The following is a 13,074-nucleotide window of genomic DNA, read 5'->3' as shown; positions in this document are numbered from 1 at the left end:
GATATATTTGAGTTGGAGAATGAAGGAAGTAATGTTGGTGGTGCTTTAGCAGCACCAGTAATGGGTGTACCGGTTTATGCTAGTGGAGATTTTGTAGTTACGGGTGATCCTAATAGCTCAGATAAACATTATTATGGAGTAACTGTGGCAGGAGGAGTAGGAACACCTGGTGGAGAAGTACATGCGGAAATTTCTACTACAAAGACGGATGCATCAATAAATGTATTTGATATTATAAAAAAGAAGTAAACTAGAGAGAAGGAATAATATGTATAGTATCCCACTGTTTTATATATTTTTTTGTGTATTAGCAATTAGTTCGATATGGATTATTGTAATGCGCTGGAAAAGATATATGAAATATTCTAATGGAACATATAAAAATGCAGGACAGAATTTAATTTTTAAAACAGAACTATCTCAGAATGAAATAATTCGAAAATTGGAAACACATGATGCAAAGGATACATTGGATTATGATTTTTATGAAAAAAATGGTGAGTATTTTCTTAAAGTAAAAGGAGTAAAAAGACTTGTTTTTAATGGAATATTAACAGCGGATTTTAAAGTCGATTTTTTAGAGAATGCACAAAGATATATTATTGTTCATCAGAGTAACAATTTTCAAATGTTATATTCATCAGGATATGAGGCAGAAATATTTGAGTTTATGGTAAAAAAATTAAATTGTATTCCTCAAGAAAAGATAAATGGGTAAAAATGAAAAGATATAAAAAAATAATGAGTGAAGGTATTACAATTTCACATAGTATAACAATAAGACCAGCTAGTTATAGTCAATACCTAAAAGACAAAAAATAGATATTTTTCTTTTATGTTTTGAAACCTAAAAATGAGTAACTTTAACAAACGTAAATCACTTGGATTTTCGTCAAGAAGCTCCTATGGTTTTATATAGCTGCATCTTTATGCAGCTGCTAAAGCAGGTCTTTGATACTGCTTACAGTGTTCTTCTGGTGACCGAAGCTCAAATGCCTTTTCATCACGAAGAACAGCAAATACGATGTTGCAGACTTTATGCATTACAGCACCGATTGCAACCATCTTAGGCTTTTGTCCAGACTTTAATTCGTAATACTTACGGAGGTATGGATTGATGCCCTCTCCATTACGTTTTGTACGAATGGAGGCGAGTGCTACTGCAAAGATAGCACGGCGCGATTCTGGAGCCACGTTTGCTCATATGTAACTGAGTGCCAACGAATTTTCCAGATTCATTTACTTCAGGATCTAATCCGAAGTAAGCAAAAAGTTGTTTTGGATTACGGAATGCTGAGAAATCACCTATTTCGCACATGATTGTTACAGCAGTCAGAAAGCCAACACCTGGGATTGTATTTAAAAGTTTAATCTGCTGAATAAACTTCTCGTTTTTATTGAATGTAATCAGCTGCCTAATACGATTCAGTATGGAATCCAAAGCAGAATCAAGCTTTTCAACAAGGTCCAAAGTTAAAAAGATATTGAAGTAGATACTGTCTATTTGACATCCAAATGTCTTTGCAGCATTAGCTGCAGCACAGAGTTTCTCATATCTTTCAGAAGCTTTGGCAAGACCTTTTCGTGAAGCTTTTGATATTTTTTCAATCATGGTCTTCTTATGACCACGAAGTATCTTGTCTGGAGTACCGTACTGGCGAAGAATCATTGTTGAGGTCTTGCCGGTAACATCACAGAAAACGTCAAGATACTGAGGAAACACGGTATGCAGGTCTCCTTTAAGTTTATTGATATGAGCAGAACGCTCATCAGTTAAATCGTAATACTTACGGGTAAGGCTACGCAGTTCAAGAACCAGCTTTGCTGGGAACTGGGAAACAGGAATATCTTTTGATAATCCTAGTTTGGCAATACCTTTAGAATCGATTTTATCATTTTTTACTTTTCTGATATTTCCATTCTTAGTAGAATGTGTAATAATAGGATTGATTATGGACGCGTTAAAACCACAATCAACAAGATAGCAGAAGAGCGGGAAATGATAAATCCCAGTGGATTCTAGAAAGGTGCGACTTTCTAAGGAATACAGCTCTTCTGCTTTTTTAATTTCAGAAACAGCTCGTTCCAAAGAATCCTTATTATTGTGAGTAATCTTGAAAGGTTTCAAGATCACTGTTTCGTCTGGCGCAAGAATTGTCATAAAGCTAAAAGCTGAACCGACATCAATGCCAACGGAAATATAGTTTTTGTTATGCATTATATGCTCCTTCCGATAGGGTTCCATAAAAAACAATGAATACACTACCTGGCGCGTTATACGGGTATAGCTTAATTGCTCCCAACCAGCCTAAAACATAAATTTTCATTGATGGAATGACAGTCTTAAGTTACGGGTATTACTGGACATAAGCCAGCTCCCTAGGAGAAAATCGTCCTTTTCCCTATCCAATGGAAAATAATACCTTATGTAACAGACATAGTCTAGGAGTGAATAATCATACAAAAATGTATGTAACTTATACACGTATCTATGGTTGGAGTGATTATGGAGGAGAATCCTCTTACCAACCAGGATATAGATTAGAGAATATGATGTGGATGACCTTATTGGTCTATGACTACATCATACCAGGAGATAATTTATGGACAAGGATGTAAAAAATACGATTTTAAATATGGCTGAAACACAATTAGATGAAGTGCTACAAATGAATGGATTTAAAAGAAGAAGTAATTCTTTAATATATGCTCGAAAGAGTAAGGAAAGCACTCAAAAAATAGAGATTATGTATTTTTTGCATCCTTCATATTATAATAATGCATTAGCACATATATATCCTCAATTATCAGTATATTATCCGGATATCCAAGAATTAGCAAAAAAAATTTTAGGTGATACAATTATAACATCAGGATTAAAGAATCAAATACTACGACAACCAATTCAAGTTTATCATGATTCTAAGGATTGGGTATTGTATAATGAGAAAGATAATATAACGATAGGAGAAAATATAAAAGACTTTTTGGTTAATTATTCAATTCCGTTACTTAATGATATAAATAATATTGATGGATATTTAGAAGCTTATTGGAATGATGATAAACGGATAATTAAGGATGATAGGCAACATGTTTATTTTGCATGTGCATGTGCATTGAAAAAAGATTTCAATGAAGGATATGAAATTGTAAAAAAAAGGTTTGGGAAAAAGGGACCTAGTATAATCCACGCAAATTAGAAGCCTGTTTCAAATTAGCATTTTATGCTAATTCTGGATAGACTTTCTCTTTCGTGAAATTGGTTTTGGTGCTTTTTTGTTTTTGTTTTCTGCTGAAGCAGCTTTTGCATTTACAACCTCATACACTATGGAATCAATATCTTCTTGAGAAAGATCGATGGTATCCATTTTATATGTCCATTTGTAGGGCACAGGTTCTTTGTTGATTTCATCAAAGTATCTGTAGATTCTATCTTCGAGTTCTTTCTTGCTTTCCACACGGATTCCACCCAGCATCTGCTTTGTCATTTTACTGAAAAAACCTTCAATCATGTTTAACCAGGAACCATGTTTGGGTGTAAATACAAACTCAAAACGTCCAGAAACCGTATTCAGATATTCCTGGGTTTCTTTGGAGGTATGTGCAGAGTGATTATCCAGAATAATCCGAATCATATCGCCCTTTGGATATTTTTCATCAAGTTTCTTTAGAAAAGTCACAAAGTCAGAACTTTTATGAGTTTCACTTATTAATGGAATTGCTTCTCCTGAGAGCAAATCAATCGCTGCAAGCAGGGAGAGGGTTCCCAGCCTGACATACTCATAATCTCGCTGATAGCCATTGCTTTTATCTGTATTCGGAATCGGTGGACGGTCTTCACCTGTGGTAGCAATTGCCTGAATTCCTGGCTTTTCATCATAAGACAGGGTATGTACGGCATCTTTCTCAAAGGGAATCAGTTTTCCATCCTTGTCAAACTGCATTTCAATCTGCTTGTAGATAACAAGGACATCATGCATTTTTGCATCAAACTCAGGATCCCGTCTTTCGCAGTAATAGGACACCTGAAACGGTTTGATCCTTGCATTGCTCAGAATTTTCCGAAGCGTTGTTTCAGCTACTGTTGCCATACGAGGATGTCCTTCCGTTTCTGCTATAGAGTTGATGAATTTCCTGAAACTCATGGGATACCAGAATTCAGCAGAATAGCCGTAATCCTTCGGTTTTTGGCAGGCTTTACTGATTACCCAGGTGATATCGTCATCGGTAATTTCCGCTTTCCTTCCACGGCCTTTGTTATCACGTAAAGAAGCTTCAACACCGTTCTCTTTAAATTTGTTAAGACAACGTTTTACCATACTGATTCCAATATCCAGTTTGTCAGCAATTGCTTTGTTAGATGCACCCTCAGATTTGAGCAGAAGGATCCTAGCACGTTGATAAACGCGAATTTCCAAAGTGCTCTGAGTCAGCAGTTTATTTAAGTAAGATTTATCATCATCTGTTAAAGAAATAGTTTTAATTGTATTAGGCATAATTGGCACCTCCGATGGTTCAATTATACCATAATAGGAATGTGAATTAAAATAGTTTGTTATTTAAAGTGGATTATACTAGGTATTGCGATTGCCCTTGCTGGAAATCCGGATTTTTTGGTATTGGATGAACCTGTGAATGGACTTGATCCACAGGGGATTATCGAGATTAGGGAACTGATATTAAAACTGAATCAGCAGCATGGAATTACGATTTTGATTTCCAGCCATATTTTAGATGAACTTGCCAGACTGGCAACAAATTATGGATTCATTGATGGCGGACATCTTCTGAAAGAAATGAGTGCAGAGGAATTAGAAAAGCACTGCAGAAAATGTATTCGTGCAGAGGTAAGCAGTACAAAGACGTTAGCGTGTGTTTTGGATGAAATGAAGTTGGAATATCATATTGTTAATGAACATACAGCAGATATATTTGCAGAATTATCAATTACAAAACTGGTGGAAACTCTTGCAGGCAGTAATTGCGAAATATACAGTCTCAAAGACTGTGAAGAGAGCTTAGAGAGTTTTTATATGAATCTGGTAGGAGGTGGAAAGCATGCGTAGATTATTAAGAGCCAATTTTGCGAGACTGTTGAAAAATAAATTATTTTGGATTTTAACATGTGCAGAATTGTTTCTGGGAGCTTTATTTCCTATTCTTCACTATATGGATAATATAGATGAGAATAGTGGATGGAACATGGATTCAACTATTTTTATATATGCACTTTTCGTTCCACTGATGGTATCTTTACTTACAGCATTGTTTATTGGAACTGATTACAGTGACGGTACAATGAGAAATAAACTGATTGCAGGTCATGTAAGAAGAAAAATTTATGTTGCAAATCTCATCTCAAATGTGCAGGCATCCTTTACGCTGTGCGTTGCATTCATGTTGTCACATGTCTGTGTAGGGACTCCGCTTTTGGGATGGTTCGTGTCAGATGCACATATGCTTATGTTTTATGTATTAGTGACATTTACTATGACAGCAGCATGTACAGCAATATTTACTTTGATATCTATGTTGTGCAGTAATAAAGCGTATTCTGTGGCAGGGTGTATATTAGTGATTTTTATGCTGTTGCAGGTTTATTTGTTCCTAAATGAATTTCTTCCAGGTGGGCAGATGCTCAGGCTTTCCAGCATGAATGCAAAACATCTGGGAAGATATGCTATCTACAATAGTATAATTTTTATATTCACAACTAGTTGCGGAATTCTTATTTTTAAGAGGAAGGATTTGAAATAACAGAAGGATTGAACGAAAAACTTCACACGGATACAAACACGCTGATTTCAGTTTCTTCTGGAAATCGAAAAATTGTTGCTAGAATATAAATAGTACAAGCCAAAATGAGAAATTCCAAATACACATAAGCATGGTACAATAGAGACAGGCTGAAGGAGGATCTCATATGGCAAAGCAACATGACAAACAATTTAAACTTGATGCAGTCCAGTACTATCAGGATCACAAAGACCTCGGGGTACGTGGATGTGCAGAAAATCTTGGCATCGGATACAGCACATTAACAAAGTGGCTGAAAGACTTCCGGGAATCAGGTGATATCCCTGTTCGTGGTTCTGGTAATTACGCATCTGATGAGCAGAAGGAAATTGCCCGTCTCAGACGTGAATTACGTGATGCACAAGATGCACTTGATGTGTTAAAAAAAGCAATCAACATTCTGGGAAAATGACGGAAGCCATTTATCTCGAAGTGTCTGAGAAGACGGAAGCTGCCAAAAAGGCTGGACGCCGGGTTTCCGTCTCCGGAATGTTGAAATTTTTAGGTGTCTCCCGCTCAGGATATCTTGCATGGCTCCACCACGAACCTTCTGATACAGAAAAACGTCGTGAAGCTGTAAAAGCAAAAATACAGGCTATTTATAATGATTCCAAGCAGAACTACGGTGCACCCAAAATCGCTGTAGAACTGTGCAAAACCGGTGAAGTCATTTCGGAAAGAACCGTTGGTACATATATGCACCAAATGGGGATTCGTGCTCAGTGGAGTAAACCATGGACAATCACCACAAAAGATTCTGATTTCAGCACAAAATTACAAAATATCCTTGATGAACAGTTTAATCCTGACCGAATGCTGTCTGGTGTTCGGATATCACCTACGTCTGGACAATAGACGGATTCGTCTATCTGGCCAGTATTATGGATTTATTTTCCAGAAAAATCATAGCCTGGACACTTTCAGAAACACTGGAAGTATCCTGCGTGATTGATATTATAAACAAAGCCAAAGCCCGCCGAAATATCGATCAACCATTAATCATCCACTCAGATCGTAGAAGCCAGTATGTTGCAAAGGAATATAAAAAAGCAACCGAAAACATGCAGCGTAGTTATTCAAAGAAAGCATTTCCATGGGATAATGCATGCATTGAATCCTTTCATTCCATTATCAAACGTGAATGGCTCAATCGCTTTAAAATTCGTGATTACAAGCAAGCATACCGGTTGATTTTCGAATATCTGGAAGCTTTTTACAATACGAAACGAATTCACAGCCATTGTGACTTTATGTCACCAGATGAATTTGAGCGAGTATATGAAAGAACACATACTAAAGCGGAGCTTCTGGCAGGTTAAAATGGGGAGAAATTTCTCGTTTTAACTTGTACTAAATCTTGACATAGCACCAACTTTACTATTAACAGGTGGTTACAACTTGCTAAATCTTGCCGAGATTTGCCGAGTTGACCTATAAATAACAGTTTTATAAAATTCCCGGGAATCCTTGCAAAACAGGGCATTTCCGGGCAAAAAGGAGTAAAACATAACTATGATAAAAGTACTACTCATCTGCCACGGCAGTGTTTAAGGGACGGGATGAAAGCCTTGATTTTATTGGGCTTCTTGGATGGAAGTGTAGAATTTACACCTTATTTACACCTTTGGAAGATTGGATCGGTATAGTTAGAATAGGAAGGCGTGAGATGAATCTTACGTCTTTTTTCTTGGAGTTTATGTAAGCATATATTACTTGAAAAATCAAATAATATATGATAAATTATAAATGTGACGTAAAAAGAGTCGGACTTATAAAAAGGTGATTAATATGAAAGAATTTTTGGAAAAAACATTACGGCAAAATGTAATAATGACGGAGAATAAAGAGGTGTATAAAAAGCTCCCGTTAGCATATCGTGGAAGATATGATATTTTTACGGTAGAGACGAATGGTGTATTATGGATGGCTATTCATCCCAAAGATAATGTCGGACTTGTTATGTTACGTAGAGACAGAGCTGGCGTGGAAAAAATGACAGGATTAAATTGTGCAATATTTCTTGATCGAACAACATTTTATATAAAAGAAAAGATGATGGAAGAAGGAATTCCTTTTGTAATAGAAGGAAAGCAGGTATTTCTTCCATTTATTGGATATTTGTTGAGTAAGGGAAATGAAAGAGAATTGGCACCAGTTTATCTGATTTCATTTTTGACGCAAAAAATGCTTCTGATGGCTATTTATGAACGATGGAATGAAGTGAAAGTATCTGATGCAGCAAAACGAATAGGAGTGTCAACAAAATCTGCAAGCCGGTGTTTTGATGAACTGGAATATTTAAATATTGATGTGTTGGGCATGAAAGGTAAATCAAGAGTAATAAATATTCCGAATGACCGAAAACAAGTATGGCAACAAATTGAAAATGTATTAAGAAATCCGGTGATTCGAAGATTTGTTCTGAGAGAAGATATGAAACTAGAAAAGAAAGCAGGTATTTCTGCTTTATGTGAGTATTCTCTTTTGTCCGATAACGCTTATCCTACCTATGCGGTAACGAAGAAAGAGCTGAAAGCTAGTGGAGTGAAAGAAGAAAAGCAAGCAAGTGAATTGGAAGAAATTGGATGTGTTGTTTTGGAAGTTGGATATTTCACTGATTTTTTGGGAAAAGGCTTGCAGGACCCTTTGAGCGTAGTACTGTCACTGACAGAAGAAGAGCAAGAAGAGGAACGGGTAGATATTTCTACTAATGAGATGTTGGAGGAATATGTATGGTCAAGGGATTAGATACATTTCAGAAGTACTTTAAAGATTATGAAGAACAGTATGTTTTAATAGGTGGTGCAGCCTGTGATATTCTATTTGAAAGCAATGAAGTAAATTTCAGGGCTACAAGAGATCTGGATATGGTTTTGATTATTGAAGCACTAACGCCGGAGTTTGGCGAGAAATTTTGGAAGTTTATCGTTGATGGGAAATATAGAAACAAAGCAACAAACGGTAGCAACCCTCAATTTTATAGGTTTGATAAACCAGAAGACGATGAATTTCCGAAAATGATCGAATTGTTTTGTAGAAGTGATTTTAAACTAAAAAATGCAAAAGGAATTACTCCAATTCATATTGATGATGAAGTCTCCAGTTTGTCTGCAATTCTTCTGAATGATGATTACTATAAGGCACTACTCAAGGGAAAAGAAGTGAGAAATGGACTTTCTGTTTTAAGACCAGAATATATCATTCTTGTTAAAGCAAAAGCGTATCTTGATTTGCAAAAGCGAAAAGATTCAGGCGAAAAAGTGGATTCCAGTGACATAAAGAAGCATAAAAAAGATGTTTTGCGTATTGCTTCGGAGCTTATGCTTGAAAAAGTAGAAGAATTGCCGATAGCAGTAGATGCCGATATACATAGTTTTATTGACTTGTTGGAGCAGGAACCATTTGATCAAAATTCATTGAAAAGATATGGGCTAAAAAATGAGAATGTTGTAGAATTGTTGAAGCGAGTATTCGGGTAAAAATATGGTGTGGTATGTAGTTGATATGTAACTTATTTTTACATCTTTTGCGGACAGCCTTATGCGAAAATAAACCAACTTATGCCAGAAAGCAAAAATTTACATAGGCTTACAAAGCCCGGAATAGCAAGAAAAACTAAGAAATGCGAGGTTATACAACAATGATAAAAATCCTATTCATCTGCCACTGCACTCCAGTTTTATGATAATGCATACCTTCGCAGACTGGGGCAATACAGGGCAGAATATGGCGGAAAGTATTGGAAATACTACGGTTTCGACTACTAAGGCTCACGGGCGGAATCGGGATAAAGACAAAGGTGTGGGGAGAAATTCTTAGTAGTAAGGGACTACTAAGGGATGATTCGGCATACTCTCTGCAGCTGAATATTCTTGTGCGGTAGGTTCTTCCGCAATTATCCGTTTCTATAATTTCCTACATATCTAAGTTTTGCCTCTAGTAACTGTTTTCTACAACGTCCATACATTGTTCGTTTTATCATTTTTAACCGACTGTTTGTCTCCTCTACAAACCCATTACTATAGTCATAGGCTACCGCATTTTCAACTGCATCCATGTCTCTTTTTAATCCTTCGGCAAAACTCTTTAGCGCTTTAATCTCACTTTTGCAATATTTTTCTATAAACAAATATAATAGCGGAACATTTCGTTTTTTTAAAATATTGCGAAACTCTTTTATGCAACAATGAAGTTCCCAGACCGCAGGATACTGATCATAAATATAGTTTTTGTGTGCTACTGTTAATCTTGTATTCATCCACATATATCGGAATATCCCTTCACGTGTGATATAGTCCTTTTCTTTTCCAATACTTCCTGTTCTGTATTTTAATCCTTCTGTCATTGTTCGAATATACGGTTGCGCTTCAAAATATTTGTTTTCTTTTTGTTCTACTTTACACAAGTATTCAAAGGCATTACTCTTTGAACCTGTATATCCTTTTGCATATATTTCTTTTATTGTTTTGCTTTTACTCCATCTGGACTCCAGACATTGAATAATGAAATCGTAAAATATGTCTAATTTACTCTGTCGAATTCCGTACATACTTAATTCTTTCGGATCGCCTTCTCGATATTTTGCAATTGTATTTCGTCCTACCCCCATCCGCTTTGCTATCTCACGATAGCTACAACCTTCACTTAAAAATTCCTGTATTTGGCAGATTATTTTATACCGTTTTTCTGAAAAAACAGAAGAGTTATCCACATCAGATTCAATTTTTTTTACACGGTTCTTCTATAACCGCTGACTGATTAGCATGAGGAATATTTACTGTTGCTGGAACTTCATGATTCAGTGCCTTTTTGATTGCCTCTAATAAATTCTGATGTAAATGAAACCGGTCTGCTACCTGCATGGCATCGGGTAATTCTTCTGATATTACTTTTGCATATGCACTTGCTCGATCACGAGTGACTACTTTTATATGTTTATTATTCTTAAGCCAATCTCTTAGTGTATCTCCATTTCTTCCATCTAATAACGTAATTGGTTCATGATTTTTTTCGTTTACGATAATAGTTCCATATGTATGTCGTTTTTTATATGCAAAATCATCCACGCCGATCACATCACTCACTTCTGGTCCGGGAAGAACTTCACACTTTCTCAAAAGCAGTCTTATAACAGTATCACCACTAATTTTAATACCAAGTGCCTTACAAATACGGGCACAACCTTCGCAGCTAGATTCCATTGCTAGTGTACAGATAAAATCGGCACATCGTTCTGTCATACGACTATAAGTATTAAGAAAGCCATCAAATGTTTCAGCAAACGTTGTTACTTCACAGTCATTGTTTATACATTCATATTCATGAGAGCAAATCTCAAGTTGAACCATCTTCCCTAAAATAGGCAGATCCTGGACTTTACGAATATAAGTTCCATGATATTTATCTGTTATATAGCCACATTTCGGGCACCTACAATCCTTGGAGATTGATTTCATTCGTATTAAAATCTGTTTTTCATATTCCTGAATCTCCGTAACATTTAATTCAGTTTTAGGATAAAAACTATTTATACATAATGCATCGTATGGACCTGACATCTGACTGCCTCCTCATATCTTTTGATATGTTAATTATACTATATTTACGATAATATAAAAAGACAAAAACGGATAATTGAGGAAGAACCCCTGTCACCGGACAGCAGGGACACGGGCACCAGATTATTCAGCAGCAAAAAATGTTAAATGTTAATATAACAATTATATATAATTTATGATTTCTAGCTAATTTAAATGTGATTCATTAACGATGTTAGGAAATAAAAACAGAATATTTGTTCTAAAAACGTGTTGACTTTTTGCAATGCAAAAAGTATAATATGTTTATCGGAGGTGATGATATTGAAGAAAATGGGAAGACCTAAAGGAGATAATAATAAGAAAATAGGATATACTATTAGAATGGATGAAGCAACATTGCGAAGGCTTGAATTGTATTGTAAAAAAATGGGAATGCTTAAATCTCAGGCTATTAGAGAGGCAATTAATGCATTGCCACTTGAAGAAAATAATAAATGAGTAAAAGAGAAAGGAGATTTTTCTATGAATATGGTATATGTTTTGTATGAAGAGAGAGAGTCAAGTCAGCTGTGTGGTGTAAGAGGTGTTTGTGATACTTGGGATAATGCAGTTGCTCATATGAGGTTACTGATTGAAAATAATCATCTATATTCCAATTTTAGTAAAATTAATCTCGAAGAGGGATATTCTGAAAGTGATCCAACTTATTCTGAGGATAATTATTCCAATTATTATATTAAACAAATGGAGAAAATGTAAAAAGCAGTTCATTATAGAGAAAATAATGAACTGCTTATGAATTAATCTAAGAATTTTTTTAGATATTTATTGAAATGCTCAACCAAAGCACTTCCATCTACTCCGGGTCTCCACATAAAATAGTTCTTGTCATATTCATCAAACCAAAAAGCAATTTCTCTATTTCTTTTTGGATCTCTTGTGATGTCACCTTCAAGAACAACCCAAAATGGTAAGATTGAAGGATCTGAGATTTTGCTGATTTGGCGGTATGCTTTCATAAGTCCTGGAGTGAACAATTTACACATACGTTCATGTGCATTTCCACGGCCGGCACTTGGATCTTTTCCTTCAACCCAGCCATCCTGTCTTTTTATTTCACCAAATAAAATTTTTCCCGTTTTTTATTTGTAATAGAAAAATCAGGAGATACACCCCAACCACGTTTTTGAGCATTCTTCATTGTTGCTAAGTCTGGATTGAATATAGCCGCTATTGTTTTGGCAGGGAGTTCTACATTTTCGTACAGATGCTTTAAGTTGGTAGGATGATCTGAGATCACATAATCTGTATCCTTAAATGCTTCTTTAAAGACCGATATTAAATTTTGTTCTGCAACACCGGCTTTTCCACCAGGGCCAGACTCGGTTTGCCAATTATCTCTTCCTTGTAAATCCTTTTTTGCCATAATATTACACCTCACATATTTTTAAATAGTTCCTCAAGTGATATTTCAAAGCCATCAGCAATTTTTTTGATATTCTTTATGGATACATTTCGCTTTCCGGCTTCAACAGAGGCATAATAAGTCCTGTCCATATCAATTTTTAATGCAAACTTTTCTTGGCTTAACCCTTGCTGCTGTCTTAGTTCTTTAATGCGGTTTGCAAAATCATCTACTACCATAAAAATCACCTCTCATAAATATTTTATTGCTGTGTTGATTATAAAACAACGGATTATAAGTCACAAAAATGTTGACTTTGAAGCTAGATTA

16 protein-coding genes and 2 pseudogenes are annotated in these 13,074 nt (G+C 35.6%); 12 read left to right on the top strand and 6 right to left on the bottom strand.

Annotation, left to right across the window (positions count from 1 at the left end):
- Positions 1-12 precede the first annotated feature (12 nt).
- Both NQ541_RS06285 and NQ541_RS06280 read left to right on the top strand, forming a co-directional pair.
- Positions 13-249, top strand: a complete 237-nt coding sequence (locus NQ541_RS06285; protein WP_005612357.1) for a hypothetical protein — start codon at positions 13-15, stop codon at positions 247-249.
- A 106-nt stretch (positions 250-355) separates the two neighbouring features.
- On the top strand, positions 356-718 hold the full coding sequence (locus tag NQ541_RS06280; protein WP_226979125.1) for a hypothetical protein: 363 nt from the start codon (positions 356-358) through the stop codon (positions 716-718).
- Between the two features lie 411 nt (positions 719-1,129).
- On the opposite strand, the gene NQ541_RS06275 is transcribed toward NQ541_RS06280, so the two are convergent.
- A complete protein-coding gene (locus NQ541_RS06275; RefSeq protein WP_259936674.1) occupies positions 1,130-2,218 on the bottom strand; it encodes an IS110 family RNA-guided transposase in 1,089 nt (362 codons plus the stop codon).
- Positions 2,219-2,603: 385 nt separating this feature from the next.
- Here NQ541_RS06275 and NQ541_RS06270 point away from each other — a divergent pair, with 385 nt between their 5' ends.
- Positions 2,604-3,203 carry a hypothetical protein gene (locus NQ541_RS06270; protein WP_005612359.1) on the top strand — a complete coding sequence of 200 codons (600 nt, stop codon included), beginning with the start codon at positions 2,604-2,606 and terminating at the stop codon, positions 3,201-3,203.
- A 27-nt stretch (positions 3,204-3,230) separates the two neighbouring features.
- Here the strand turns inward: NQ541_RS06270 and NQ541_RS06265 are convergent, their stop codons facing one another.
- Entirely contained in the window at positions 3,231-4,499 is a 1,269-nt protein-coding gene (locus tag NQ541_RS06265; protein ID WP_005612361.1) for an IS630 family transposase, read from the bottom strand.
- 78 nt (positions 4,500-4,577) lie between these two features.
- On the opposite strand from NQ541_RS06265, the pseudogene NQ541_RS06260 reads away from it, so the two are divergent.
- From NQ541_RS06260 to NQ541_RS06230, 7 genes and pseudogenes are all read left to right on the top strand, one after another.
- Positions 4,578-5,069: pseudogene (locus NQ541_RS06260) on the top strand (ABC transporter ATP-binding protein); the annotation flags it as partial.
- The gene (locus NQ541_RS06255) at positions 5,062-5,760 is read left to right on the top strand and encodes an ABC transporter permease (RefSeq protein ID WP_005612365.1); all 699 of its coding nucleotides are present in this window, start codon (positions 5,062-5,064) and stop codon (positions 5,758-5,760) included. The pseudogene NQ541_RS06260 and the gene NQ541_RS06255, both read left to right, overlap by 8 nt.
- 166 nt (positions 5,761-5,926) lie before the next feature.
- Positions 5,927-6,211: a transposase gene (locus tag NQ541_RS06250; RefSeq protein WP_005612369.1), complete on the top strand. Its 285-nt coding sequence runs from the start codon at positions 5,927-5,929 to the stop codon at positions 6,209-6,211.
- A complete protein-coding gene (locus NQ541_RS06245; RefSeq protein ID WP_005612370.1) occupies positions 6,208-6,654 on the top strand; it encodes an IS3 family transposase in 447 nt (148 codons plus the stop codon). The genes NQ541_RS06250 and NQ541_RS06245 overlap by 4 nt, the downstream gene beginning before the upstream one ends.
- Positions 6,633-7,118 carry a DDE-type integrase/transposase/recombinase gene (locus tag NQ541_RS06240; RefSeq protein WP_226980105.1) on the top strand — a complete coding sequence of 162 codons (486 nt, stop codon included), beginning with the start codon at positions 6,633-6,635 and terminating at the stop codon, positions 7,116-7,118. Before NQ541_RS06245 ends, NQ541_RS06240 begins: the two co-directional genes overlap by 22 nt.
- Before the next feature lie 469 nt (positions 7,119-7,587).
- On the top strand, positions 7,588-8,547 hold the full coding sequence (locus NQ541_RS06235) for a hypothetical protein (RefSeq protein WP_005612374.1): 960 nt from the start codon (positions 7,588-7,590) through the stop codon (positions 8,545-8,547).
- On the top strand, positions 8,532-9,278 hold the full coding sequence (locus NQ541_RS06230; RefSeq protein WP_005612377.1) for a hypothetical protein: 747 nt from the start codon (positions 8,532-8,534) through the stop codon (positions 9,276-9,278). The genes NQ541_RS06235 and NQ541_RS06230 overlap by 16 nt, the downstream gene beginning before the upstream one ends.
- 416 nt (positions 9,279-9,694) lie before the next feature.
- Here NQ541_RS06230 and NQ541_RS06225 read toward each other — a convergent pair whose 3' ends face one another.
- Together NQ541_RS06225 and NQ541_RS06220 are read right to left on the bottom strand one after the other, a co-directional pair.
- A complete protein-coding gene (locus NQ541_RS06225) occupies positions 9,695-10,408 on the bottom strand; it encodes a transposase (RefSeq protein WP_005612381.1) in 714 nt (237 codons plus the stop codon).
- 109 nt (positions 10,409-10,517) lie between these two features.
- Positions 10,518-11,357 carry a transposase gene (locus NQ541_RS06220; protein WP_005612383.1) on the bottom strand — a complete coding sequence of 280 codons (840 nt, stop codon included), beginning with the start codon at positions 11,355-11,357 and terminating at the stop codon, positions 10,518-10,520.
- Between the two features lie 297 nt (positions 11,358-11,654).
- Here NQ541_RS06220 and NQ541_RS06215 point away from each other — a divergent pair, with 297 nt between their 5' ends.
- Complete coding sequence (locus NQ541_RS06215; protein WP_005612385.1) at positions 11,655-11,837, top strand: ribbon-helix-helix domain-containing protein; 183 nt, start codon at positions 11,655-11,657, stop codon at positions 11,835-11,837.
- Between the two features lie 24 nt (positions 11,838-11,861).
- On the top strand, positions 11,862-12,098 hold the full coding sequence (locus NQ541_RS06210) for a hypothetical protein (protein ID WP_005612387.1): 237 nt from the start codon (positions 11,862-11,864) through the stop codon (positions 12,096-12,098).
- A gap of 41 nt (positions 12,099-12,139) precedes the next feature.
- Here the strand turns inward: NQ541_RS06210 and NQ541_RS06205 are convergent.
- Positions 12,140-12,765: pseudogene (locus NQ541_RS06205) on the bottom strand (MunI family type II restriction endonuclease).
- Between the two features lie 11 nt (positions 12,766-12,776).
- A complete protein-coding gene (locus NQ541_RS06200) occupies positions 12,777-12,983 on the bottom strand; it encodes a helix-turn-helix domain-containing protein (RefSeq protein WP_005612394.1) in 207 nt (68 codons plus the stop codon).
- Between the last annotated feature and the right edge of the window lie 91 nt (positions 12,984-13,074).

The sequence above is a fragment of the [Ruminococcus] lactaris ATCC 29176 genome (genome assembly GCF_025152405.1).
Taxonomy (GTDB): domain Bacteria; phylum Bacillota; class Clostridia; order Lachnospirales; family Lachnospiraceae; genus Mediterraneibacter; species Mediterraneibacter lactaris.
The sequence above is the reverse complement of the archived record's forward strand: the minus strand, read 5'-3'. Positions and strand labels throughout refer to the sequence as shown.

Excerpts from the sequence above, each read along its gene's own strand:
- NQ541_RS06270 (WP_005612359.1), top strand. The coding sequence starts at position 2,604 with ATGGACAAGGATGTAAAAAATACGATTTTAAATATGGCTGAAACACAA.
- NQ541_RS06280 (WP_226979125.1), top strand. The coding sequence starts at position 356 with ATGAAATATTCTAATGGAACATATAAAAATGCAGGACAGAATTTAATT.
- NQ541_RS06265 (WP_005612361.1), bottom strand. The coding sequence starts at position 4,499 with ATGCCTAATACAATTAAAACTATTTCTTTAACAGATGATGATAAATCT.
- NQ541_RS06245 (WP_005612370.1), top strand. The coding sequence starts at position 6,208 with ATGACGGAAGCCATTTATCTCGAAGTGTCTGAGAAGACGGAAGCTGCC.
- NQ541_RS06250 (WP_005612369.1), top strand. The coding sequence starts at position 5,927 with ATGGCAAAGCAACATGACAAACAATTTAAACTTGATGCAGTCCAGTAC.
- NQ541_RS06255 (WP_005612365.1), top strand. The coding sequence starts at position 5,062 with ATGCGTAGATTATTAAGAGCCAATTTTGCGAGACTGTTGAAAAATAAA.
- NQ541_RS06275 (WP_259936674.1), bottom strand. The coding sequence starts at position 2,218 with ATGCATAACAAAAACTATATTTCCGTTGGCATTGATGTCGGTTCAGCT.
- NQ541_RS06220 (WP_005612383.1), bottom strand. The coding sequence starts at position 11,357 with ATGTCAGGTCCATACGATGCATTATGTATAAATAGTTTTTATCCTAAA.
- NQ541_RS06215 (WP_005612385.1), top strand. The coding sequence starts at position 11,655 with ATGATATTGAAGAAAATGGGAAGACCTAAAGGAGATAATAATAAGAAA.
- NQ541_RS06200 (WP_005612394.1), bottom strand. The coding sequence starts at position 12,983 with ATGGTAGTAGATGATTTTGCAAACCGCATTAAAGAACTAAGACAGCAG.
- NQ541_RS06225 (WP_005612381.1), bottom strand. The coding sequence starts at position 10,408 with ATGGGGGTAGGACGAAATACAATTGCAAAATATCGAGAAGGCGATCCG.
- NQ541_RS06210 (WP_005612387.1), top strand. The coding sequence starts at position 11,862 with ATGAATATGGTATATGTTTTGTATGAAGAGAGAGAGTCAAGTCAGCTG.
- NQ541_RS06235 (WP_005612374.1), top strand. The coding sequence starts at position 7,588 with ATGAAAGAATTTTTGGAAAAAACATTACGGCAAAATGTAATAATGACG.
- NQ541_RS06230 (WP_005612377.1), top strand. The coding sequence starts at position 8,532 with ATGGTCAAGGGATTAGATACATTTCAGAAGTACTTTAAAGATTATGAA.